The 21,662-nt window shown below is 72.3% G+C and carries 20 protein-coding genes and 2 pseudogenes; 11 read left to right on the forward strand and 11 right to left on the reverse strand.

Annotated features, from left to right (window positions below; genetic code table 11):
* Nucleotides 1-44 precede the first annotated feature (44 nt).
* Nucleotides 45-1,493: a family 43 glycosylhydrolase gene (locus ACZ9QC_RS30300; RefSeq protein ID WP_472916013.1), complete on the forward strand. Its 1,449-nt coding sequence runs from the start codon at nt 45-47 to the stop codon at nt 1,491-1,493.
* A 57-nt stretch (nt 1,494-1,550) separates the two neighbouring features.
* On the opposite strand, the gene ACZ9QC_RS30305 is transcribed toward ACZ9QC_RS30300, so the two are convergent.
* From ACZ9QC_RS30305 to ACZ9QC_RS30330, 6 genes are all read right to left on the reverse strand, one after another.
* The gene (locus ACZ9QC_RS30305; RefSeq protein ID WP_472916014.1) at nt 1,551-2,228 is read right to left on the reverse strand and encodes a response regulator transcription factor; all 678 of its coding nucleotides are present in this window, start codon (nt 2,226-2,228) and stop codon (nt 1,551-1,553) included.
* A 10-nt stretch (nt 2,229-2,238) separates the two neighbouring features.
* Nucleotides 2,239-3,552: a sensor histidine kinase gene (locus ACZ9QC_RS30310; protein WP_472916015.1), complete on the reverse strand. Its 1,314-nt coding sequence runs from the start codon at nt 3,550-3,552 to the stop codon at nt 2,239-2,241.
* 260 nt (nt 3,553-3,812) lie between these two features.
* On the reverse strand, nt 3,813-6,032 hold the full coding sequence (locus ACZ9QC_RS30315; protein WP_472916016.1) for an MMPL family transporter: 2,220 nt from the start codon (nt 6,030-6,032) through the stop codon (nt 3,813-3,815).
* Between the two features lie 189 nt (nt 6,033-6,221).
* Nucleotides 6,222-6,755: a hypothetical protein gene (locus tag ACZ9QC_RS30320; protein WP_472916017.1), complete on the reverse strand. Its 534-nt coding sequence runs from the start codon at nt 6,753-6,755 to the stop codon at nt 6,222-6,224.
* A complete protein-coding gene (locus ACZ9QC_RS30325) occupies nt 6,748-7,092 on the reverse strand; it encodes a MazG-like family protein (protein WP_472916018.1) in 345 nt (114 codons plus the stop codon). The genes ACZ9QC_RS30320 and ACZ9QC_RS30325 overlap by 8 nt, the downstream gene beginning before the upstream one ends.
* A gap of 153 nt (nt 7,093-7,245) precedes the next feature.
* Nucleotides 7,246-7,791, reverse strand: a complete 546-nt coding sequence (locus ACZ9QC_RS30330; RefSeq protein WP_472916019.1) for a DoxX family membrane protein — start codon at nt 7,789-7,791, stop codon at nt 7,246-7,248.
* Nucleotides 7,792-7,949: 158 nt separating this feature from the next.
* Here ACZ9QC_RS30330 and ACZ9QC_RS30335 point away from each other — a divergent pair, with 158 nt between their 5' ends.
* Both ACZ9QC_RS30335 and ACZ9QC_RS30340 read left to right on the forward strand, forming a co-directional pair.
* A complete protein-coding gene (locus ACZ9QC_RS30335; protein ID WP_472916020.1) occupies nt 7,950-8,276 on the forward strand; it encodes a nuclear transport factor 2-like protein in 327 nt (108 codons plus the stop codon).
* 68 nt (nt 8,277-8,344) lie between these two features.
* A complete protein-coding gene (locus ACZ9QC_RS30340; RefSeq protein ID WP_472916021.1) occupies nt 8,345-9,382 on the forward strand; it encodes an aldo/keto reductase in 1,038 nt (345 codons plus the stop codon).
* A 276-nt stretch (nt 9,383-9,658) separates the two neighbouring features.
* Here the strand turns inward: ACZ9QC_RS30340 and ACZ9QC_RS30345 are convergent, their stop codons facing one another.
* The gene (locus tag ACZ9QC_RS30345) at nt 9,659-10,459 is read right to left on the reverse strand and encodes an SDR family oxidoreductase (protein WP_472916022.1); all 801 of its coding nucleotides are present in this window, start codon (nt 10,457-10,459) and stop codon (nt 9,659-9,661) included.
* Nucleotides 10,460-10,619: 160 nt separating this feature from the next.
* On the opposite strand from ACZ9QC_RS30345, the gene ACZ9QC_RS30350 reads away from it, so the two are divergent.
* Nucleotides 10,620-12,335 carry an alkaline phosphatase D family protein gene (locus ACZ9QC_RS30350; protein ID WP_472916023.1) on the forward strand — a complete coding sequence of 572 codons (1,716 nt, stop codon included), beginning with the start codon at nt 10,620-10,622 and terminating at the stop codon, nt 12,333-12,335.
* On the opposite strand, the gene ACZ9QC_RS30355 is transcribed toward ACZ9QC_RS30350, so the two are convergent.
* The gene (locus ACZ9QC_RS30355; RefSeq protein ID WP_472916024.1) at nt 12,322-13,359 is read right to left on the reverse strand and encodes a Gfo/Idh/MocA family protein; all 1,038 of its coding nucleotides are present in this window, start codon (nt 13,357-13,359) and stop codon (nt 12,322-12,324) included. The genes ACZ9QC_RS30350 and ACZ9QC_RS30355 overlap by 14 nt on opposite strands.
* A gap of 98 nt (nt 13,360-13,457) precedes the next feature.
* Here ACZ9QC_RS30355 and ACZ9QC_RS30360 point away from each other — a divergent pair, with 98 nt between their 5' ends.
* The 5 genes and pseudogenes from ACZ9QC_RS30360 (at nt 13,458) to ACZ9QC_RS30380 (ending at nt 18,242) form a co-directional block, all read left to right on the forward strand.
* Complete coding sequence (locus ACZ9QC_RS30360; RefSeq protein ID WP_472916025.1) at nt 13,458-15,056, forward strand: multidrug effflux MFS transporter; 1,599 nt, start codon at nt 13,458-13,460, stop codon at nt 15,054-15,056.
* 77 nt (nt 15,057-15,133) lie between these two features.
* Complete coding sequence (locus ACZ9QC_RS30365) at nt 15,134-16,186, forward strand: serine hydrolase domain-containing protein (RefSeq protein WP_472916026.1); 1,053 nt, start codon at nt 15,134-15,136, stop codon at nt 16,184-16,186.
* A 119-nt stretch (nt 16,187-16,305) separates the two neighbouring features.
* Nucleotides 16,306-17,334, forward strand: coding sequence for a small ribosomal subunit Rsm22 family protein (locus tag ACZ9QC_RS30370; RefSeq protein ID WP_472916027.1), 1,029 nt, complete (start codon nt 16,306-16,308; stop codon nt 17,332-17,334).
* Nucleotides 17,335-17,406: 72 nt separating this feature from the next.
* Nucleotides 17,407-17,871, forward strand: a pseudogene (locus tag ACZ9QC_RS30375) (GNAT family N-acetyltransferase); the annotation flags it as partial.
* A gap of 125 nt (nt 17,872-17,996) precedes the next feature.
* Complete coding sequence (locus tag ACZ9QC_RS30380) at nt 17,997-18,242, forward strand: VOC family protein (protein ID WP_472916028.1); 246 nt, start codon at nt 17,997-17,999, stop codon at nt 18,240-18,242.
* Nucleotides 18,243-18,325: 83 nt separating this feature from the next.
* Here the strand turns inward: ACZ9QC_RS30380 and ACZ9QC_RS30385 are convergent, their stop codons facing one another.
* Entirely contained in the window at nt 18,326-18,532 is a 207-nt protein-coding gene (locus ACZ9QC_RS30385; protein WP_472916029.1) for a DUF6243 family protein, read from the reverse strand.
* A gap of 121 nt (nt 18,533-18,653) precedes the next feature.
* Here ACZ9QC_RS30385 and ACZ9QC_RS30390 point away from each other — a divergent pair, with 121 nt between their 5' ends.
* Together ACZ9QC_RS30390 and ACZ9QC_RS30395 are read left to right on the forward strand one after the other, a co-directional pair.
* Nucleotides 18,654-19,289: a TetR/AcrR family transcriptional regulator gene (locus ACZ9QC_RS30390; protein ID WP_472916030.1), complete on the forward strand. Its 636-nt coding sequence runs from the start codon at nt 18,654-18,656 to the stop codon at nt 19,287-19,289.
* 221 nt (nt 19,290-19,510) lie between these two features.
* On the forward strand, nt 19,511-20,263 hold the full coding sequence (locus ACZ9QC_RS30395) for a bifunctional DNA primase/polymerase (RefSeq protein ID WP_472916031.1): 753 nt from the start codon (nt 19,511-19,513) through the stop codon (nt 20,261-20,263).
* 40 nt (nt 20,264-20,303) lie between these two features.
* Here the strand turns inward: ACZ9QC_RS30395 and ACZ9QC_RS30400 are convergent, their stop codons facing one another.
* Both ACZ9QC_RS30400 and ACZ9QC_RS30405 read right to left on the reverse strand, forming a co-directional pair.
* Nucleotides 20,304-21,398 (reverse strand): SCO2278 family lipoprotein, encoded by a 1,095-nt coding sequence (locus tag ACZ9QC_RS30400; protein WP_472916032.1) that lies wholly within the window; start codon nt 21,396-21,398, stop codon nt 20,304-20,306.
* A pseudogene (locus ACZ9QC_RS30405) lies at nt 21,355-21,659 on the reverse strand (FTR1 family protein); the annotation flags it as partial. The gene ACZ9QC_RS30400 and the pseudogene ACZ9QC_RS30405, both read right to left, overlap by 44 nt.
* Nucleotides 21,660-21,662 lie beyond the last annotated feature (3 nt).

The raw sequence follows: 21,662 nt of genomic DNA on the forward strand, positions 1-21,662 counted from the left end.
CGCCTGATTCCCACCTCCTTGACCTCGAAGGGCCGCGACAAGACATGAGCCGACTCGTCAGACGGGTACTGGTGGCCGCCGCAGCCGCGCTCGCCGTGCTCACCACCGTGACCACCCCCGCCCAGGCCGCCGCCCCGGCGTCCCCGGCCGTCACCTTCACCAACCCGATAGCCGAGCAGCGGGCCGACCCGCACATCTACAAGCACACCGACGGCTACTACTACTTCACGGCCACCGTCCCCGCGTACGACAAGATCGTGATGCGCCGGTCCACCACCCTCCAGGGCCTCGCCACGGCCGCGGAGACCACGATCTGGACCAAGCACGCCAGCGGTGAGATGGGCGCCCACATCTGGGCGCCGGAGATTCACCACATCGACGGCAAGTGGTACGTGTACTTCGCCGCCGGTGCCTCCAACGACATCTGGAAGATCCGGCCGTACGTCCTGGAGACCAGCGCGGCCAACCCGATCACCGGCACCTGGACCGAGAAGGGCCGGATCGCGCTGCCGCTGGACACCTTCTCGCTGGACGCCACCACCTTCACGGTGGGCGGCACCCGCTACCTCAGCTGGGCGCAGAACGACCCGGCGGTGGGCTCCGGCACCAACCTGTACCTGGCGAGGATGTCCAACCCCTGGACCATCAGCGGCAGTCCGGTGATGATCTCCAAGCCGGAGTACTCGTGGGAGACCGTCGGCCACCGGGTGAACGAGGGCCCGGCCGTCATCCAGCGGAACGGCAAGGTCTTCATGGCCTACTCGGCCAGCGCCACCGACGCCAACTACTGCCTCGGCCTGCTGACCGCCTCCGAGTCCGCGGATCTGATGAACCCCGCCTCCTGGGCGAAGAGTTCGGCGCCGGTCTTCACGAGCAACGACCGGACCGGCCAGTACGGCCCCGGCCACAACACCTTCACCACGTCCGAGGACGGAAAGTCCGACATCCTCGTCTACCACGACCGCAACTACAAGGACATCAGCGGCGACCCGCTCAACGACCCCAACCGCCGTACCCGCTACCAGAAGCTGTACTGGAACGCCGACGGCACGCCCAACTTCGGCATCCCCGTCGCCGACGGCGCGACCCCGGTCCGGCTCTCCTCGTTCAACTACCCGGACAAGTTCATCCGGCACTGGGAGTACCGCGCCAAGCTGGAGAGCGACGTCACCAACCTCGCCGACTCGCAGTTCCGGATCGTCACCGGGCTGACGGGCAGCGGCACGGTCTCGCTGGAGTCGGCGAACTTCCCCGGCTACTACCTCCGCCACAAGAACAACGAGCTCTGGGTGGAGAAGGACGACGGCACGGCCCTGTTCGACGCGGACGCCTCCTTCTTCCAGCGGGCCGGCCTCGCCGACACCGCGGCCGGGGTCTCCTACGAGTCGTTCAACTTCCCCGGCCGGTACATACGCCACTACAACAACCTGCTCCACACCCAGCCGGTCAGCACGACCCTCGACCGTCAGGACGCCACGTTCTACAAGGAGTAGGGAGCAGGGAGTAGAGATGCGCTAGCCGAGGAGAGAACGCCGAGGGCAGAACGACGATCACTCCGGCGGGGTGACCCGCACCAGGCCCGACTGGTACGCCATGACGACCAGTTGGGCCCGGTCGCGGGCGCCCAGTTTCGTCATCGCCCGGTGGACATGGGTCCGTACCGTCAGCGGGCTCACGTACAGCTTCTCGGCGATCTCGTCGTTGGAGTGGCCCTCGGCCGCCAGGGACATGACCTCCCGCTCGCGTGTGGTGAGGATGGTCAGCTGGTCGGGGGCTGCGAGGCGGCTGCCGGGGGTGGGGGTGGCGAGGAAACGCGTGATGAGGGTCCGGGTGGCGGCGGGGGAGAGCAGCGTGTCGCCGGCGGCCACCGTGCGGATGCCGTCGAGCAGCACGTCGGCGGTGACGTCCTTGCCGAGGAAGCCGCTGGCGCCGGAGCGCAGCGCCTGGGCCACGTAGTCGTCGATCTCGAACGTCGTGAGGATGAGGACACGGGTGTCGGCCAGCTCCTCGTCGGCGCAGATCACGGCGGTCGCGGTGAGCCCGTCCGTGCCGGGCATCCGGATGTCCATGAGGACCACGTCGGGGCGGTGCACCCGGACGAGGTCGACCGCCTCCCGGCCGTCGGCGGCCTCGGCGACCACCTCCAGGTCCGGGCAGGAGTCGATCAGGATCCGGAAGGTGGCCCGCAGCAGGGCCTGGTCGTCGGCGAGCAGGACACGAATGGTCATGGGCGCTGTGCTACTTCCACTGGTCGTGGACGGCGGCTGGATCCGCTGGTCGGGGGTCGGGGGTCGGTTCCAGGTCCGGCACCGGGGCGGTGGCGCGGGAGGGGTGCGGTCGTAGCGGCAGGTCGGTGGTGACCTCGAAGCCGCCCTCGGGCCGATGGCCGGCGCTCAGACAGCCCCCGACGGACTGGGCCCGCTCCCGCATGCCGATGAGGCCGAAACCACGGCCGGGCTCGGACGTGCCCCGCGGTGACGTGCCCCGCGGGCGGGGCGTCCCGTCGTCGGAGACCGTGATCGTCAGATGCGTCTCCTGGTACACGAGGCGGACCCGCGCCGCGTCCACGGCGGCGTGCTTGCTGACGTTGGTGAGGGCCTCCTGCACGATCCGGTACGCCGTCAGGTCCACACCGGGGTCCAGCGGTCCCGGCTCGCCGTCCGTGGTCACGGTGACCGCGAGACCGGCGGACTCGCAGGCCGCCGTCAGCTCCGGAAGCTGGTGGAGCCCGGGGGTGGGCGCCAGCGGCGCCTCGGGGTCGTCGGGCCGGCGCAGCACCCCGACCGTGCCCTTCAGCTCGCGCAGCGCCGCCGACGTGGTGGCCGCCAGGTCGGTGAGGATGCGGTGGGCCTGCTCGGGGTCGGTACGGGTGAGATGCGCGGCGGTGCCCGCCTGGGCGTTGGCGAGGGCCAGGTGGTGGGCGACCACGTCGTGCAGATCGCGGGCGATGCGCATCCTCTCCTCGGCGACCCTGAGCCGGGCCTCCTCCTCCCGGGTGCGCTCGGCGTGCTCCGCGCGGGCCTGCATCGAGTTCAGATACGCCCGCCGCGCCAGCGTCCCCCGGCCGGCGGCGAGCGGCAGCAGCAGCCAGAAGACGGGGCCGATCGTCCTGAGCAACAGCGAGAGGTGGTCCATGGAGTCGGCGAACACCGCCGCGAGGGTCATCACCACGATGGTCGTGCAGCCGTAGACGCGTGTGGTCCTCCGGTCGGTGAGCGTGGCCAGCCAGTAGAGCGCCGCCATGATCGGGGCGAGCAGCAGCGGCGTGAGCAGATAGCCGAGGGCGACGGCGACCGTCGTACAGATCGCGGTCACGACGAGGGCGGCGCGCGGGTGGGTGCGGTGCTTGAGCAGTGCGAGGCAGGACACGCCCATGAGGGCCACTCCGACCCTGTCCCGGTCCGGCGGCTGGGCGCCGGGCAGGGTGAGCGCGCTGCCGAGGGTGGCGCAGCCCATCAGCGCCAGGGCCAGCGCCAGGTCGACGAGATAGGGGTGACGGCCGTACAGGTCCCCCAGACGGTCCGCGGCGTGCCGTTCCAGGGCGGTGGTCATCGGGGACTCCGCGGGACGGCGCCCGTCGAGGGCTCCGCCGGGTGGTACGCGTCGGGACTCCGTAGGGTGGTCATCGGGGCTCCGGTAGATGGGCGGGGACCATGGCGGGGTCCACCTCGGTGGTCTCGACTCCGATGGTCGTCGTCGACTTCGATGGTCGTCAACGACTTCGATCGTCGTCGACTTCGGCGGGAACGCCCCCGAGGGGCCGTCCGTGTCCTTCGCCACGGACGGCCCCCGGTGGGGGTGGGGCGGTCGGATCAGGTGCGGGTCACTTCCAGCTCGGCCGTCTCGGCCGTCTCGGCCGGTGCCGGATCCGGGTCGGCGCGGCGGGTCAGCGCCTCACCCTCCACGTCGACGTGGGGCAGCATCCGGTCCAGCCACTTCGGCAGCCACCACGCCTTGTCGCCGAGCAGCGCCAGCACGGCCGGCACGATCGCCATCCGTACGACGAACGCGTCGAACAGGACCGCGGAGGCCAGCCCGAACCCGATCATCTTGATCATGGAGTCGCTCTCGCCGATGAACCCGGCGAACACCGCGATCATGATCAGGGCGGCGGCCGCGACCACCCGGGCGCTGTGCCGGAAGCCACTGGTGATCGCTTCGTCGGCCCGGTCGCCGTGGACGTACGCCTCGCGCATCCGTGAGACCAGGAACACCTCGTAGTCCATGGCCAGGCCGAACACGATGCCCACCAGGAAGATCGGCATCAGGCTCATGATCGGGCCGGTCTGCTCCACGCCCAGGAGCTCCGCGCCGTGGCCCTGCTGGAAGACCAGGACGACCACACCGAGCGAGGCGAGCACCGACAGCAGGAAGCCGGCGGCGGCCTTGAGCGGGACCAGCAGGGAGCGGAAGACGACCAGCAGCAGGATGACGGCCAGGCCGACCACGACCAGCAGATACGGGACCAGCGCGGACTGCACCTTGTCGGAGATGTCGATGTTCAGCGCGGTGGTGCCGGTGACCTCGAACGTGGCGCCCGTCTCGGACTCCAGGCCTGGCCGCTCGTCGCGGATGGTGGTCACCAGGTCCTTGGTCTTCTCGTCGGTCGGCGCGGTGGTGGGCACCGCCGAGAAGACGGCCGTGTCACCGGCCTCGTTGAACCGCGCGGGGGAGACGGACACGACCCCCTCGGTGGCGCCGATCTCCTTCGCGATCGTGTCGGCGGCACCCTTGGCGTCGTCGGTCCCCTTGGCGTCCACGACGATCGTCAGCGGCCCGTTGAAGCCGGGCCCGAAGCCCTCGGCGAGCGCGTCGTAGGCCCGGCGCTCGGTGCTCGAGGTCGACTTGGCCTCGTCGCCGGGCATGCCCAGCTGGAGGTCGGTCATCGGCACGGCGAGCGCGCCGAGGCCGACGACGCCGAGGATCAGCACCGGGAGCGGACGGCGCAGCACGAACCGCGACCAGCGGGTGCCGCCGTTGTCCGCGGGGCTCTCCTCGATCCGGCCGCTCCTGCGCGCCTTGCGGGCCAGTACCGCGTTCGGCCAGCAGCCGAGGACGGCCGGCACCAGGGTCAGCGCGATCAGCACGGCCACGACGACCGCGCCCGCCGCCGCCAGCCCCATCTTGGTCAGCATCGGGATGCCGACCACGGACAGTCCGGCCAGCGCGATGACGACGGTGAGGCCGGCGAACACGACCGCCGACCCGGCCGTGCCGGTGGCGAGGGCGGTCGCCTCCTCGGGCGAACGGCCGTTGGCGCGCTCCTCGCGGTAGCGGGAGACGACGAACAGGGCGTAGTCGATGCCCACCGCGAGGCCCAGCATCATCGCGAGGGTGCCCGTCGTGGTGGACAGCCCGAACGCGTCGGACAGGGCGAGGATCGAGGCCATGCTGAGGCCGACGCCCACCAGCGCGGTCAGCAGCGGCAGTCCGGCGGCGGCCAGCGACCCGAAGGTGACCAGCAGCACGACGGAGGCGATGGCGACACCGATCACCTCGGCCGTGCCGCCCGCGCCGCCCTGCTCGGCCATGGCGGTCCCGCCGGCCTCGACGGTCAGCCCCGAGTCCTGCGCCGTGTGCAGCGCGTCCTCCAGGTGGGTCCTGCCGGCGTCCGTGAGGTCGTTCGCGGTGACCTTGTAGGTGACCGTCGCGTACGCCGTGGTGCCGTCCTTGCTGACCGCCCCCGCCTGGAAGGGGTCGACGGCGCTCGCGACCTGGGAACCGTCGGCCAGATCCGCCACCGTCTCCTCGACGGCCTTCTTGTTCTCGGCGGCGGTGACCTTCTCGCCGCTCGGGGCGACGAACACGACCCGGGCGGTGGCGCCGTCCGCGGTGACCCCGGGGAAGCGCTGTTCCATCAGGTCGAACGCCTTCTGGGACTCGATGCCCGGCATGGAGAACTCCTCGTCGGAGGCTCCCGGGGCCTTGAGGGCGCCGACACCGACGGCGCCCAGTACCGCCAGCCACATCACTATGACGTACCAGCGTTTGCGGAAGGCCAGCCGGCCCAGCCGATGAAGGAAGGTTGCCATGGGTCGCAGGTCTCCACGTCAGAGGTCTCGGATGTCAGCCAAGACTCCCGTCGCGGCCCCGGTCCCGTCGTCGTGCGGCTGCCGACAATCGCGGGTACTCAGAACGCAGTACGACACCGTCGCCGGGTCACCCCGGGGTATGACCGGGGACGGCAGGGGTAGGACGTACCGTCGTCCCGCTTGGTGCGCCTACATGGTGTGCAGCGTGTCCCGGGAAGCCCTGATGAAGACCTTCAGCGCGTCCCAGAACGGCGTGTAGCAGGCGTCGAAGCGCGCCACGGCACCGGTGTCGCCCTCGATCATCCCCTCGATCGCCTTGTGGAAGGGGTTCGTCGTCCGCCGGACGGTGTTGGCGAGGTCGGCGACCTCCTCGGGCCCCTCCAGCGAGACGATCCAGGTGAGATTGCGCAGCGTGGCGTACTCGTCCCGCTGCCGCTCACGCAGCCGCCGCAGCTCCTCCACCTGCTCCGGGCCGAGCCCGCCCTCGGCGCCCCGGACCACGTCGGACACCTTCCAGTGCACGTCGTTCAGCCGCTGCGCCTGCTCGATGAACCCGGCGTACGCCGTCCGCCGCGCCTCCCGCAGCCGCTCCACCCGCTGCGCGCCCGCCGTCGTGTGCGCCTGGATGCGCGCCGCCCGCGCGGTCCCCCGGCTCGTCACCCAGCTCGCCAGCACGGCCGTGCCGGCGGTGAGCGCGGCGATCCAGAACGCGTTGTCAGCCATGGCGGGGGCCCAGCGAGCGTGCGGTGACCCCGGCCAGATGGGCGTCGAAGACCGCGCGGGCGTCCGGGGTCAGGGTGCGCAGTGCCACCAGAGCCGTGATCACGACGTCGCACAGCTCCGACTGGACGTCGTCCCAGGTGTGGGTGATGCCCTTGCGCGGGTTCTGCCCGGTCGCGCCGATCACCGCCTGCGCGACCTCGCCGACCTCCTCCTGGAGCTTCAACATCCGCAGCAGCAGGCCCTCTTGGCCGCCGTACGGCTGGTCCGTCTCCAGCCAGGCGTGCAGGCGTGTGACGGACCGCCAGAGGTCGTCGGGGGCTTGGGTCGGCTCGCTCATGGGCGCAGCTTGCCACGCCCCTGTGACAACGACGGCCGATCCGAGGGAACGAGAGGCGCACGGGGACAGCGGAGCCGCGGCGCTCACCGCGACGGCGGGTCCGCCGTATGCGCGGCGCTCACCGCGACGGCGGATTCGCCGTATGCGCGGCGCTCACTCCTCGAACAGCGCCTCCTGCTCGCCCTCCTTCTCCTTGCGCACCCGCCGGCTGCGCAGTCCCACGACCACCGCGGTGGCCGCGGCCGTGCCGGCGAGCGCCACCGGGACCATCCAGCCCCGGTCGACGACATGGTGGAGCGCGTGGTCCAGGGAGAGCCGGCCGGGCCCGGCGACGGCGAGGCCCGCGGCGGCCAGGCCCAGGGTCGCGGCGTACTCGTAACCGCCCTCGGTGTTGAAGAACCCGTTGGGCGTGTGGATGGCGGCCGCGCCGCCCATCGCGCCCGCCGCGGCCGCACCGGCCGCGGGCGTCGCGAGCCCCAGCGCGAGCAGCACGCCGCCGCCCGTCTCGGCGAGGCCGGCGGCGGTGGCGCTCGCCTTGCCGGGCGCGTACCCGACGGACTCCATGAAGGCGCCGGTGCCCTCGATGCCGTGTCCGCCGAACCAGCCGAACAGTTTCTGCGTCCCGTGCGCGGCGAGCACACCGCCTGTGCCCAGCCGCAGGAGCAGCAGTCCCAGATCACGTCGGTCGAATGAGGTCATGAACACTCCCGGGCAGCCGGTGCGTAGGTCCCCTCCCGCGTATCCACCGTGGCACCGATCACACCCGCCCGACCCGTGGGGGCCGCCGTTCGGGTGGCCCCGGATCCGCCGTGCGCCTCCGGTGGCGCGCCCCCGGGAACGGTGTGAAGCTGGCCGCCATGACGATCGCACCCGCCAAACTCAGCGACCCGGCCGTCCGGGCCTTCGTCGCCGCGGTGAACGCCCATGACGAGGACGCCTTCTTCGCGCTCCTCACGGAGGACGCGACGATGTCGGACGACGGCTCCGACCGCGACCTCGCGGACTGGACCGACCGGGAGATCTTCTCCTCCCACGGCCACATCGAGGTCCAGCGCGAATCCGCGGGCGGCCGGGCGCTGGTCGCCAACTACCGCAACGACACCTGGGGCGAGATGCGCACCGCGTGGCGGTTCACGGTGTCGGCGGACGGGAAGATCAGCCGGTTCGAGACGGGCCAGGCGTAGCGTCCCGAGCGGGCCGTAAGGTCGGGGGCTTGCGTTCGTGTGCACTCCAACTCCTAACGTCCGTGGGCATGGAGACGACCTCGCACACGAACACAGCCACGGACACCGCCACGAACGCGCTTCCCCGCACCCGCACCCTCGGCCGCAGCGGTATCCAGGTCAGCGCCCTCGGCTTCGGCTGCTGGGCCATCGGCGGTGAGTGGGCGGACACCGACGGGCAGCCGCTGGGCTGGGGCAAGGTCGACGACGAGGAGTCCGTACGGGCGGTCCGCCGCGCCCTCGACCTCGGTGTCACCTTCTTCGACACGGCCGACACCTACGGCGCCGGCCACAGCGAGCGCGTCCTCGGCCGGGCCCTCGGCAGGCACCGCGCGGACGTCGTCGTGGCCACCAAGTGGGGCAACCTCTTCGACGAGACCACCCGCACCCACACCGGCCAGGACGACACCCCCGCCCACGCCCGCCGCGCCCTCACGGCGTCCCTCGACCGCCTCGGCACCGACCACGTCGACCTGTACCAGCTGCACCTCTCCGACGCCGACCCCGAGCGCGCCGCCGAACTCCGCGACACCTGCGAGGAGTTCGTACGGGAGGGCCTGATCCGGGCGTACGCGTGGAGCACCGACGACCCGGACCGCGCGGCCGTGTTCGCGCAGGGACCGCACTGCGCGGCCGTGCAGCACCGCCTGAACATCCTCCAGGACGCGCCCGAACTCCTGGCCCTGTGCGAGGAGTCGAACCTCGCGAGCATCAACCGCAGCCCCCTGGCCATGGGTCTGCTCACCGGCAAGCACACCGGCGGGCGCGCCCTGGAGGCCGGTGACATCCGCAGTACGCCGCCGGCCTGGCTGCCCGGCTTCAGCGCGGACGGCGGCGCCGACCCGGAGTGGCTCGGCCGGGTCGAGGCGCTGCGCGAGGTCCTCACGAGCGAGGGGCGCACGCTCGCGCAGGGTGCCCTCGCCTGGATCTGGGCCCGCAGCCCCCGGACCGTGCCCATCCCCGGCTTCCGCTCGGTCGCCCAGGCCGAGGAGAACGCGGGCGCCCTCGCGAAGGGCCCGCTCACCGCGGCCCAGCTGACGGAGATCGACCGGCTCCTGGGGAGGTGAGGGCGCCACGACTCGGCCCGGACAAGTGTGGGCAGCCGCTCCGTGCTCCGGTGCTTACCTCGCGGTCCCATGCGAGGTCCGCCCCCTTCCGGAGCGCGGAACGGCTGCCGCCTCCCCCTCGGGTTGGCCACGGAAGCCGCCGCCTCCAAGTGTGAAGCTCTCGTGGAGACGCGTCCTGAGCATATGACTGTCACGTGCTCTTATGGACCGGAGCATCAGCTTCCGTTTGTGTAAGTTGAGCCGTGGACGAGTGCCGCGGGCCCCGCGTCGCCTCTCTCAGCCCCGCCCCACGTACGGCATCGCCGTCGCCATCACCGTCGCGAACTGCACATTCGCCTCCAGCGGCAGCTCCGCCATGTGCCGCACGGTCCGGGCCACGTCGGCCACGTCCATCACCGGCTCCGGGGCGAGCTGCCCGTTCGCCTGGAGGACGCCGGCCGGCATGCGCTCGGTCATGTCCGTCGCCGCGTTGCCGATGTCGATCTGGCCGACCGCGATGCCGTACGGCCGCCCGTCCAGCGAGAGCGACTTGGTGAGGCCGGTCAGGGCGTGCTTGGTGGCCGTGTAGGCGACGGAGTGCGGGCGGGGGGTGTGCGCGGAGATGGAGCCGTTGTTGATGATCCGCCCGCCCTGCGGGTCCTGCTCCTTCATCTGCCGGTACGCCGCCTGCGCGCACAGGAACGCCCCGTTGAGGTTGGTGTCCACGACGTGCCGCCAGGCCGCGTAGTCCAGCTCCTCCACCGGCACCCCGCCCGGCCCGAACGTGCCCGCGTTGTTGAACAGCAGGTCCAGCCGTCCGAACCGGTCGCGCACGGCCGCGAGGAGCGCGTCCACGTCACCGGGGCGCGAGACGTCCGTACGGACGCACAGCGCCTCCGGGGACCCGCTCCGGGCGCCGGTGTCCGTCGTGGCGTCCGCCTCCGCCTCCGCCTCGGCCGCGGTCTCGGCGAGCTTGTCCTCGCGGCGGCCCGCGAGCGCCACCGACCAGCCGGTGCGCAGCAGCTCCACGGCCACGGCGCGGCCGATGCCGGAGCCCGCGCCCGTCACGATCGCGATCTTGGTTCGCATAGCGTTCATGGCCTCGGAGCGTAAAGGAGGGGGGCGTGCCGGACCGCGCAGGCGGGGTCCGCCATCCGGAACTCATCCGTCCGCCATCTGGGTGTTGTGTACGTGACAGAAGATCGTCGAACCTGGCCACTCCAATGCCGAAGGACAACTACCGTCAGACGAGGGCCAGATGACACCCACAGCCCAGAACAGCCGGAACACCCAGAGCACCCAGTCCCCTCAGAGCGCCCAGTACCCGCAGGGGCCGACCCGGCCCCGTTCGTCGCACGCGGCCGAACTCCGCGCCGCCGTACGCCACTTCGACCGCCGCCGCTTTCTCACCCTCACGGGTGCCGCCGCCGCGCTCGCGTTCGCCACCAACCTGCCCGCGGCCGGTGCCGCGGCCGCCGCCACGCTGGACCCCGCGCAGATCACCGAGGACCCCTTCACCCTCGGCGTGGCCTCCGGCGACCCGCTGACCGACTCCGTGCTCCTGTGGACCCGGCTCGCTCCGGCCCCGTACCAGCCGGACGGCGGTCTGCCCGCCCAACGCATCCCCGTGCAATGGGAGTTGGCCCTCGACGAGAGATTCCGACGCGTCGTCAGACGCGGCAGCGTCACCGCCCACCCCGAGTTCCACCACACCGTCCACGTGGAGGTCGGCCACCTCGCCCCCGGGCGCGTCTACCACTACCGCTTCCGCGTCGGCACATGGATCAGCGAGACCGGCCGTACCCGCACGGCCCCCGGCCGCGGCCACCTGACCGGCGCCACCGGGCTCACCTTCGCGGCCGTCTCCTGCCAGCGCTACGACCAGGGCTACTACACCGCCTACCGGCACCTCGCGGAGGAGGACATCGATGTCGTCCTCCACCTCGGCGACTACCTCTACGAGTACGCCGTGAACTCCGTCGGCGGCGCCCGCAACTACACCGACCGCGTCCTGCCCGACCTCTTCAACCACGAGACGGTCACCCTGGAGGACTACCGGCTGCGGTACGCCCTCCACAAGACCGACCCCGACCAGCGGGCCGCCCACGCCGCCCACCCCTTCGTCGTCACCTGGGACGACCACGAGACCGAGAACAACTACGCCGGCGAGCACCCCGACGGCGGCGAACCCTCCGAGGAGTTCCTGCTGCGCCGCGCCGCCGCCTACCGCGCGTACTGGGAGAACCAGCCGCTGCGCCGCCCCCAGCGCCCCGACGGGCCCGACATGCGGCTCTACCGCCGCTTCCGGTGGGGCCGCCTCGCCCAGTTCGACATACTCGACACCCGCCAGTACCGCTCCAACCAGGCGCAGGGCGACGGCTGGCAGATCCCGGGCCCGGAGTCCGCCGACCCCGCCCGCACCATGACCGGCGCCAGCCAGGAGCGCTGGCTCCTGGACGGCTGGGACCGGTCCGACGCCGTCTGGAACGTCGTCCCGCAGCAGGTCACCTTCTCCCAGCGCCGCAACGCCGTGGGCGACGTCTACCGGGTGGCGATGGACGCCTGGGACGGCTACCGGGCCTCCCGCGAACGCCTCCTCGCCGGCGCGGAGGCCGCCGGCATCGAGAACCTGATGGTCCTCACCGGCGACGTCCACGTCGGCTACGCCTTCGACATCAAGCGCGACTTCGACGACCGCTCGTCCCGCACCGTCGGCACGGAGCTCGTCGCCACCTCGATCAGCAGTGGCGGCAACGGCACCGACAAGCCCGCCAACTGGGACACCTACATGACCGCCAACCCCCACATGCGCTTCTACCACGGCCGACGGGGCTACCTCACGGTCGCCCTCGACCGCGAGGCCGCCCGCGCCGACTTCAAGGCCGTGCCCTACGTGACGACGCCGGGGGCCGGGATCTCCACGGTGGCGTCGTTCGCGGTGGAGGCGGGCCGGCCGGGGCTCACGCCGGTGTAGTGACCAGCGCGTCCTCCCGACGGTCGTCCTCGCCGGGATAGCGCACCCCGATACGGTCGCGGATCGCGTCCAGGGTGCGCATCACGGCGAGGGTGCCGTCGAGGGGGACGAGCGGGGACTCGGTCTCGCCGGCCCGCAGGGCCCGCATGACCTCCCGGGCCTCGTGACGGAAGCTGTTGCGTGGTCCGTCGGCCGGGTCCGCGGCGAACGTCTCCGGTTCGCGGCCGACGCGGTGCAGGACGAAACGGTCCGCGAAGAAGAAGCCGTCCGGGATGTCGATCCGGCCCTCGGAGCCCGTGACGGACGCGGTGGTGGCGGTGCCGCCGACGATGGAGCAGTGCACCGACGCCAGGGCGCCGCTCTCCCAGGAGAGCAGGGCGCCCGTCTGGAGATCGATGCCGTCCTCGGAGAGCACCGCCTTCGCCGTCACCTCCGAGGGCTCCCCGAGCAGCAGGTGCGCGAAGGACACCGGGTACACACCCAGGTCGAGCAGCGCGCCCCCGCCCTGCGCCGGGTCCCGCAGCCGGTGCGACGACGCGAGGGGCCCGAGGATGCCGAAGTCGGCGTGCACGGTCCGCACCTCACCGATCGCGCCGTCCCGCACCATCGCCGCGAGCCGGCGCACCACCGGGTTGCAGTACGTCCACATGGCCTCCATCAGGAACCGCCCGCGCTCCCGCGCCAGCGCGACCAACTCCTCCGCCTCGCGCACGTTCAGCGTGAACGGCTTCTCGCACAGCACGTTCCGCCCGGCCTCCAGGCACATCCCGGCCGCCGTGCGGTGCGCCGAGTGCGGTGTGGCGACGTACACCACGTCCACGTCCGTGTCCTCGGCGAGCGCGCGCCAGTCGCCGTACGCCCTCGGTATCCCGAACCGTTCCGCGAAGGCCTTCGCGGAGTCCTCGCTGCGGGAGGCCACTGCCACGACCTCGGCGTCCGGCAGGTCGACGAGGTCGGCCGTGAAGGCCGCGGCGATCCCTCCGGTCGCCAGGATTCCCCACCGCACACGTCCGTCGTTCGACATCGCCACCCCTGTCCTCGGCCCCGGGACGGGATGTGACCCCGCCCACGTCGTACGAGCTGAGAGCATAGGTGGCGCAGCGAACGCAGAGGGAGGGGCACATGCCCGAGGGGCACATACCGGGCTCGGCACCGGCCGAGTCGAACACGGCGGCGCCGACGGCCGAGCACGCGGGGCCGGGCACGGCGGCGGAACAACGGGCGGGAGGGCCGGGACCGGCAGGACGACCGGGACCGGCGGGACGGCCAGGAACGCCGGAGCGGCCCGGCTCGCCGGAACAGCCGCAGTCGCGGCCCCAGTCGCACCCGAAGTCCCAGTCGGACCCGAAGCCCCAGCCCCAGCCGAAGCCCCAGCCCCAGTCGCAGCCGAAGCCGAGCCCCACCGCCCCGGCCTCCATCGCCCTCCGCCGCACCGGCCTCCTCGTCACCCTCATCCTCGGCGGGCTCACCGCCACCCCGCCCCTCGCGATGGACATGTACCTCCCGGCCCTGCCGGAGGTCACCACCTCCCTGCACGCCCCTGCCACCACCGTCCAGCTCACCCTCACCGCCTGCCTCGCCGGCATGGCGCTCGGCCAGCTGCTGATCGGCCCGATGAGCGACCGCTGGGGCCGCAGACGCCCCCTCCTGCTCGGCCTCGCCGTCTACATCGTCGCCACCGCGCTCTGCGCCCTCGCCCCCACCATCGAGACCCTCATCGCCTTCCGCCTGGTGCAGGGCCTCGCCGGCTCCGCCGGGATCGTGATCGCGCGGGCGGTCGTCCGCGACCTGTACGACGGCGACGCGATGGCCCGGTTCTTCTCGACGCTGATGCTCATCTCCGGAGTGGCCCCGGTCGTCGCCCCGCTGATCGGCGGTCAGGTCCTCCGCGTCACCGACTGGCGGGGGGTCTTCGTCGTCCTCACCGCCATCGGCATCGCCCTGCTCGCGATCGTCTGGGCGAAGCTTCCCGAGACGCTCACCCCCGCCGAACGCCACGGCGGCGGCATCGGCGAGACCCTGCACGCCATGCGCGGCCTGCTCACCGACCGGGTCTTCATGGGCTACACGCTCGCCGGCGGCTTCGCCTTCGCCGCCCTGTTCGCGTACATCAGCGCCTCCCCGTTCGTGATCCAGGAGATCTACGGCGCCTCCCCGCAGACCTTCAGCCTGCTCTTCGGCGTCAACTCCGTCGGCCTCGTCGTCGTCGGCCAGATCAACGGCAAGATCCTGGTCGGCCGGGTCAGCCTGGACAAGGTGTTCGCGGTGGGCCTGAGCGTCGTCGCCGCCTCCGCGACCGCGCTGCTGCTGATGTCCCTGGGCGTCTTCGGCGAGGTCGGCCTCGCGCCGATGGCGGTGGCCCTGTTCGTGCTGATGTCCGCGATGGGCGTCACCCTGCCCAACACCCAGGCCCTCGCCCTGATGCGGGTACGTCACGCCGCGGGTTCCGCGTCGGCGCTGCTGGGTACCTCGTCCTTCCTGATCGGCGCGATAGCGTCCCCCCTGGTCGGCGTCGCCGGCGAGGACACGGCCGTTCCCATGGCCGTCGTCCAGGTGACCGCGACACTGGTGGCCGCGGTCTGCTTCGTGGCACTGTGCCGTCCCTGGAACAGGCGTACGACGGTGGCTACTTCGAAGGACTTGAAGGACTCGAAGGACTCGAAGGGAACGACGGGCTCGAAGGGAACGACGGGTTCGACGGTGGAGGGAGCGGAGAGCTGAGCGCGCCGAGACTGCGCACGGACACCCCGGAACGGGCCGGACTCGACCCAGCGGAACTGCGCCATCTCACGCGAGAGGTGCGCGCGCTGACGGAGGGCGACACCCCCCGGGCCCCCGCAGCCGTCGTCCTCGCCGGACGCGGCCCCGTCGTGGCCGTCGAGGAGGCCGCGGGCTGGGCCGTCCGCTACGAGGCCTACGACGAGCATGCCGACGCCGGAGTGGAGCTGCCGCCCGACTCCCGGGTCCCGGCGCGGCCGGACACCCCTTTCGACCTGGCCTCCCTCACCAAGCTCTTCACCGCCGTGGCCGCCGTCCAACAACTGGAGCGCGGCACCCTCGGCATCGACGCGAAGGTGGCGGCGTTCCTCCCCGACTTCACGGGCGCCGCCGCGCACGGCCTCACCGTCCGCCACCTCCTCACCCACACCTCCGGGCTGCGCCCCGAACTCCCGCTGTACGACTGCCCGTCGCCGGCCGCCCGCCTGGCGATGCTTCGCGCGGAGGCCCCGACGGCGGCCCCCGGCACGGCCCACGTCTACTCCGACCTGAACCTCCTGCTCCTCCAGCACGTCCTGGAACGCCTCACCGGCCGGACCCTCGACGCGCTGATCCGCGACGGCATCACCCACCCCCTGGGCATGGCGTCGACGACCTTCGGCCCCTGCCCGGCCGCCGCGGCGACGGAGGACCAGCGCCGGCCCTGGGCGAAGGCGGAGCGGGGCATGATCCGCGGCCGGGTCCACGACGAGAACGCCTGGTCCCTCGGCGGGGTCGCCGGTCACGCGGGTCTCTTCTCCACCGCCCGTGACCTCGCCGTCTTCTGCCGCACCCTGCTGGCGGGCGGCTCCTACGGCCCCGCCCGCATACTCGGCCCCGACTTCGTCGAGCTGATGCTGACCCCACCGGGCCTCGGCTTCGCCGTCGACCAGCCCTGGTTCATGGGCGAGCTGGCGGGCAGGGGAGCGGCGGGCCACACCGGCTTCACGGGCACGTCCCTGGTCCTGGACCGGGCGACGGACACCTTCCTCATCCTCCTCACCAACGCGGTCCACCCCCGCCGCCGCGACCCGATCAACAGGGCCCGCGCGTCAGCGGGCACCCGCCTGGCCCGTGCGGTAAGGGGGATGTGACGGGGCGGCGCTCGGGGCTGGGCCCCGGCGCCGCAGCCGCCGGCACCCTGGGGCCCGACCCGGGCGGGGGCCGGCCCCGAGGCGCCCGCCGTACTCGCGCCCGCTCGTAGAATCACCCCGTGAACGCCCCCGCCTCCACCCCCTCCTCGCCGTCCTCCTCGGCCGACACCCTCCGCACCGCCCTCGCCGGCCTGCTCGACGGGTTGCCGCCGAAGTCGGCCACGCAGGCGGTCGAGCGGCTGATCGCGAACTACCGGGGGCGGACGCCGACGGACGCGCCCGTGCTGCGGGACCGCTCGGACGTCGTCGCGTACGCGGCCTACCGGATGCCGGCGACGTTCGAGGCCGTGTGCTCGGCGCTGGAGGCGTTCGCCGCGGCGGTGCCCGGGTGGGCGCCCGGCGGTCATGTGGACGTCGGCGGGGGCACGGGCGCGGCGACCTGGGCGGTGAACGCGACCTGGGAGGGCACGCGGCCGGTCACCGTGCTCGACTGGGCGGAGCCGGCGCTCGCGCTCGGGCGGGAGATCGCCGCGGCGAACCCGGAACTGAAGACCGCCGAGTGGCAGCGCTCCCGCATCGGCTCGGCGCTCACCATCGAGGACACCGACCTGGTCACCGTCTCCTACGTCCTGGGCGAGCTGACCGCGGCCGACCGCACGGCCGTCGTCGAGGCGGCCGCGACCGCCGCCAGGGCCGTCGTGATCATCGAGCCCGGCACCCCCGACGGCTACGCCCGTGTCATCGAGGCCCGCGACCGGCTGATCGCCGCCGGTTTCCACATCGCCGCGCCCTGTCCGCACAGCGCCGCCTGCCCCATCGTCCCCGGCGAGGACTGGTGCCACTTCTCGGCCCGGGTCAGCCGCTCCTCCCTGCACCGTCAGGTCAAGGGCGGCTCCCTGCCGTACGAGGACGAGAAGTTCAGCTACGTCGCCGCCACCCGCTTCCCCCCGGCCCCGGCCCCCTCCCGTGTCGTCCGCAGGCCCCAGATCCGCAAGGGCCAGGTCCTCCTCGACCTCTGCCAGTCCGAGCCGTCCCTCAGCCGCACCACCGTCACCAAACGCCACGGTCTCCTCTACCGTGCGGCCCGCGACGCGGACTGGGGCGATGCCTGGCCACCGGCCGTGGGCGACGACGACCAGGTGTCCTGAGGCCCACCACAGGGGCCCCGCGATCGAAAAACAGTTGCGCCGTCCATGCGGCCTCCGGCTATGTCTTCGATCATGTCCACCACCCCGCACCTGGCCGAGATATCCCCCGCCAACCTCGACGCCGCGCTCGGCGTACGCGTCCGCCCCGACCAGGAACACCTGGTCGAGCCGGTCGTGCAGTCTCTTGCCGAGGCGTACGTCCACCCCGGGGTCGCCTGGCCCCGGCTCATCATGGACGGCGACCGCGCCGTCGGCTTCCTGATGGCCTTCCTCGACATCGACTGGAAGGGCGACGGCTCGGGCACCGACATCCGCTCCGGGCTCTGGCGGCTCAACATCGCCGCCGACGAGCAGGGGAGGGGCTACGGCCGCTTCGCCGTCGAGTCCGTGGCCGCCGAGATCCGCCGCCGAGGCGGAGACCGCGTCCACGTCACCTGGCACCCCGGCCCCGACGGCCCGGAGCCCTTCTACCTCGGCCTCGGCTTCCGCACGACGGGGGAGACCAGCGGGGGCCAGACGGTCGGTGTGCTGGAGATGGCCGGACCTGAGCCGACCGCACCGGAGCCGACCGCGTCTGAGTCGACGGCGCCCGAGTCGACCGGACCGGAGTCGACGGCAGCCAAGTCGAGCGGACCCGAGCCGACCGCACCGGAGTCGAGCGGATGACCGCCCGTCCCGGTTCCCCCGGCGGTTTCTGCTGGATGGACCTCAAGACCCGTGACCTGCCCGGCACCGCCGCCTTCTTCGCCGCCACCCTCGGCTGGCAGTTCGCGGTGGACGAGCAGGACTCGCGTCGGTCCACGAAGATCACCACCGGGACCGGCCATCGGATCGGCGGTGTGAGCGACCTTGCGCATCCCGTTTACCCGCCGGAGACCCCGGCCCAGGTCGCCCCGCGTTGCGGCTGACCAGCCCGGAAGGGCTCACCCTCCGGGCCGTCCAGCTCCACCACCGCCTCGGGGACCGCTGAGACAGCGGTCCCCCGGCCGGTTCACGACGACTCGTCGGCCGTACGGTCCTCCGCCGTACCGTCCGTAGCCGTAGCCGCCCGTCCTTCCTGCCGTTTCTCCTGCAGCTTGCGCAGCAGTTCCCGCTTCTGGGCCTGGGGGTCGAGGCCACCGCCGACGCGGCCGCCCGCGGGGCCGCCGCGCAGGGCCTCGCGGCCCAGGTGCCGACGGGCGCCGCCCACTCCCAGCATGTTTCCTGCTCCACCTCGGGTCATGACGGTCTCCCTTCCAGAGACGAGACGGTGCGTCTCGTCGACGTTCCACCACCATGCGGCGAGACGCACCGTCTTGTCAACCTGATAAATTCGCGGCATGGCCAAGAAGACCGCCCCTGATTCCGCCCGGCGCAGCGAGAAGTCGCGTCGCGCCATCTACGACGCCGCCCTCGCCCTCGTCGGGGAGGTCGGATACCAGAAGACGACGATCGAGGGCATCGCCGCCCGCGCCGGCGTCGGCAAGCAGACGATCTACCGGTGGTGGTCCTCGAAGGCGGAGGTCCTGCTGGAGGCGTTCCTCGATCTGAGCAACCAGGCGGCGGAGGCGGCCGCCCGGCCCGAGGTGATCGGTGAGCACGCCGAGTACGAGATCCCGGACACCGGGGACCTCGAAGCCGACCTCAAGGCCGTCCTGCGTGCGACCGTCGACGAACTCCTCGACCCCAAGTTCGAGGTCCCCTCCCGCGCCCTGGCCGCCGAGGGGGTGGTCAACCGGGAGCTCGGCGTCGAGTTCGTCGGCAAACTGCTGGAACCCCAGCTCCAGTTGTATGTGAAGCGCCTGCGCGCGGCCCAGGAGCAGGGCGCCGTGCGCCCCGACATCGACCCGCGGATCGCCCTGGAGCTCTTCGTCTCCCCGCTCGCCCAGCGCTGGCTGCAGCACACGGGCCCCATCTCCCACGCGTACACGGACGCCCTCGTCGAGTACGCCCTGCACGGCCTCGCGCCCCGCTGAGCCGGCGACCCCGCCCGGGTGTGACCAAGGCGACCCGGTGCCGATCGGGCGGGGCCGGCACGTGGACGGTAAATCACCTCAAAGCACGGGATAACCCGTCATCCCTGTCCGCGCTCCGGCATCGCCCCACGTACCCCGGATGTGGGCTCCGGCCACCCGCGGCGCAGGATGGTGGGACCATGGGGACATGCTGTCCGCACCACAGCGAGGCGAGGCGATAGATGAGCGCGACGTTCGGCGGCCGGACCGGTCGGCAGGGCAGGTTCTCCGAGTGGCTGCGTGCCCGGCGTACCGGCCGCCCGCTCGACCAGGCCGCCGACGACACCGGCCGTGAGGAGCTGCTGCTCGCCGCGGCCTCCGCCGGACTCCCGCTCGCGCCCGCCGCGTACCCCTCGGGCTTCCGGTGTTCGTGCGACCGCGTCGGCTGTCCCACCCCCGCCCGGCACCCGGTGTCGTTCGCCTGGCAGACGCAGTCCACCACCGACCGCGGCCAGATCGAGCGCTGGGCCCGGCACCAGCCGCAGGCCAACTTCATCACCGCGACGGGCATGGTCCACGACGTGCTGGACGTCCCGCTCGCCGCCGGACGCGAGGCCCTGGAGCGGCTGCTCGCAGCCGGGATCGAGGTGGGCCCCGTAGCGGAGTTCGAGTCCGAGTCCGACGACGGACGGCTCCTCTTCTTCACCCTCACCCGGGGCACCCCCGAGGACGAGGACGAATGGTGGCCCTGCGAGCTGGACTGCCACCCCGAGACCATGGACGAGCACCCGGGCCTGCGCTGGCACTGCCGGGGGTCCTACGTCCTCGTCCCGCCGGCCCGGCTCCCCGGTGACCTCGGCGTCCACTGGGTACGCGGCCCCGAGCACCCGCTGCCGGACCCGCTCAGCCTGCTGGAGATCCTCACCGACGCCTGCTCACGCCATGTGGGCGAGCAGCCCGACCACGCGAACACGGCCTGGCCCTCCCGCGGTTGACACCCGGACCGCCGGCGGTGCGCCGCCCGGGGCCCCGCGGTCACTCGCCCTTGGCGCCCGTCAGCCCGCCCACCTGGCTCACGACCCGCACCTGCTGGTCGGACTCCGTCTTCGCCGGGTCGAGCACCGCCTGGTTGTACACGAACTCCAGGGTCAGGGACTGCTTCGGCTCGCCCGTCATCAGGGCCCGCACGGCCGCGTCGTTGACGGGGATGCTCACCCCCGGCGCGGCGGTCTGCTTCTGGTAGGTGCGGGTGGTGAAGAAGACCAGCGCCCCGCCGTCCGTGGTGCGCAGCCCCACCGGCGCGTAGTCACCGTTGGTGAGGGCCTCGTCGATGTACTGCCGCGCCAGGCCCGGCTTCTCCGCGTTCCGCTGGCGCCGCGCGCGCTCCTCGGAGGTGTACGGTCCGTCCGCGAAGAGCGCGCTGTCCTCCTCCAGGTACGTCACGTACCGGTCGGGCAACTGCGCCGGTTCCACGGAGAGTTCGGCGTCGTCGGGCCGCACCGCCTGGGCGTAGCCGTCCTCGTCCTTCTTGAACTCGGGCATGTCGGCGGCCGGCACGATCGTGAGGAAGGAGACCTCCCACAGATCGGTCAGCCCGTCCCGGGTGAACACGAACAGCCAGCGGTCCGTCGCGTTGCCCTTGTTGGCGGTGGCGTCGACGACGAACCAGCGCGGCCACGCCGCCTTCTCCGGGATCGTGTACGTGACGTCGGCCAGCTTCAGCGGCACATGGTTCGGATTGCCGCCCGGGTTGAGCTTCGCGCCCGAGCGGAGCTTGCCGCCGTCGATGTCGGCGAGCGCGCCGGTGACCCGGGAGGCGTCCTGGGACTGGTCGTTGGCCTTGTCCGCCTTGTTGTACGCGGTGGTGAAGTCCTGCAGCGCGCGCTCCGCCTCCGCCCGGGTCGCGGCGGGAAGGATCTCCAGGTCGCCCCGGACCACCACGCACCCGCTCGCCGTCAGCGACAGCGCGGTCACCGCCGTGGTCACCAGCGCGCCACGCCCGTACGCGCGAAGCCCGCCCCGGTGACGAACCCCGCCCCGGAGACGAAGCCCGAGGAACCTCCCGACCGTACGAACCGGACGAACCTCACGAAGCCTCAGTGGGCTCCGAACCCCGCGCACCCTGCTCATCAGGAATCTTCACCTTCCCCTTCCCGGAGGCGAACCCTACCGGGGCCAGGAACAGCGCGAGCGTCGGGACCGGATAGAGGACCCAGACCGTGACTTGGAGGACCGTCGGTCGGGCTGGAAGGTGAACACACCCTTCAGGAGCGTGCCGTACCAGCTGTCCGGCGGGATCGTCCCGGGGATGTCGAACGCCTTGTCGGTCAGGCCGGGGACGAAGTCGGCCTCCTGGAGGCCGTGGGAGCCGTACGCGAGGACGCCGGCCGCGCC

The sequence above is a fragment of the Streptomyces sp. HUAS MS02 genome (assembly GCF_055702265.1).

Coding starts and splice junctions, on each gene's coding strand:
- ACZ9QC_RS30300 (WP_472916013.1), top strand. CDS start 45: ATGAGCCGACTCGTCAGACGGGTACTGGTGGCCGCCGCAGCCGCGCTC.
- ACZ9QC_RS30305 (WP_472916014.1), bottom strand. CDS start 2,228: ATGACCATTCGTGTCCTGCTCGCCGACGACCAGGCCCTGCTGCGGGCC.
- ACZ9QC_RS30310 (WP_472916015.1), bottom strand. CDS start 3,552: ATGACCACCGCCCTGGAACGGCACGCCGCGGACCGTCTGGGGGACCTG.
- ACZ9QC_RS30315 (WP_472916016.1), bottom strand. CDS start 6,032: ATGGCAACCTTCCTTCATCGGCTGGGCCGGCTGGCCTTCCGCAAACGC.
- ACZ9QC_RS30320 (WP_472916017.1), bottom strand. CDS start 6,755: ATGGCTGACAACGCGTTCTGGATCGCCGCGCTCACCGCCGGCACGGCC.
- ACZ9QC_RS30325 (WP_472916018.1), bottom strand. CDS start 7,092: ATGAGCGAGCCGACCCAAGCCCCCGACGACCTCTGGCGGTCCGTCACA.
- ACZ9QC_RS30330 (WP_472916019.1), bottom strand. CDS start 7,791: ATGACCTCATTCGACCGACGTGATCTGGGACTGCTGCTCCTGCGGCTG.
- ACZ9QC_RS30335 (WP_472916020.1), top strand. CDS start 7,950: ATGACGATCGCACCCGCCAAACTCAGCGACCCGGCCGTCCGGGCCTTC.
- ACZ9QC_RS30340 (WP_472916021.1), top strand. CDS start 8,345: ATGGAGACGACCTCGCACACGAACACAGCCACGGACACCGCCACGAAC.
- ACZ9QC_RS30345 (WP_472916022.1), bottom strand. CDS start 10,459: ATGAACGCTATGCGAACCAAGATCGCGATCGTGACGGGCGCGGGCTCC.
- ACZ9QC_RS30350 (WP_472916023.1), top strand. CDS start 10,620: ATGACACCCACAGCCCAGAACAGCCGGAACACCCAGAGCACCCAGTCC.
- ACZ9QC_RS30355 (WP_472916024.1), bottom strand. CDS start 13,359: ATGTCGAACGACGGACGTGTGCGGTGGGGAATCCTGGCGACCGGAGGG.
- ACZ9QC_RS30360 (WP_472916025.1), top strand. CDS start 13,458: ATGCCCGAGGGGCACATACCGGGCTCGGCACCGGCCGAGTCGAACACG.
- ACZ9QC_RS30380 (WP_472916028.1), top strand. CDS start 17,997: ATGACCGCCCGTCCCGGTTCCCCCGGCGGTTTCTGCTGGATGGACCTC.
- ACZ9QC_RS30385 (WP_472916029.1), bottom strand. CDS start 18,532: ATGCTGGGAGTGGGCGGCGCCCGTCGGCACCTGGGCCGCGAGGCCCTG.
- ACZ9QC_RS30390 (WP_472916030.1), top strand. CDS start 18,654: ATGGCCAAGAAGACCGCCCCTGATTCCGCCCGGCGCAGCGAGAAGTCG.
- ACZ9QC_RS30395 (WP_472916031.1), top strand. CDS start 19,511: ATGAGCGCGACGTTCGGCGGCCGGACCGGTCGGCAGGGCAGGTTCTCC.
- ACZ9QC_RS30400 (WP_472916032.1), bottom strand. CDS start 21,398: ATGAGCAGGGTGCGCGGGGTTCGGAGCCCACTGAGGCTTCGTGAGGTT.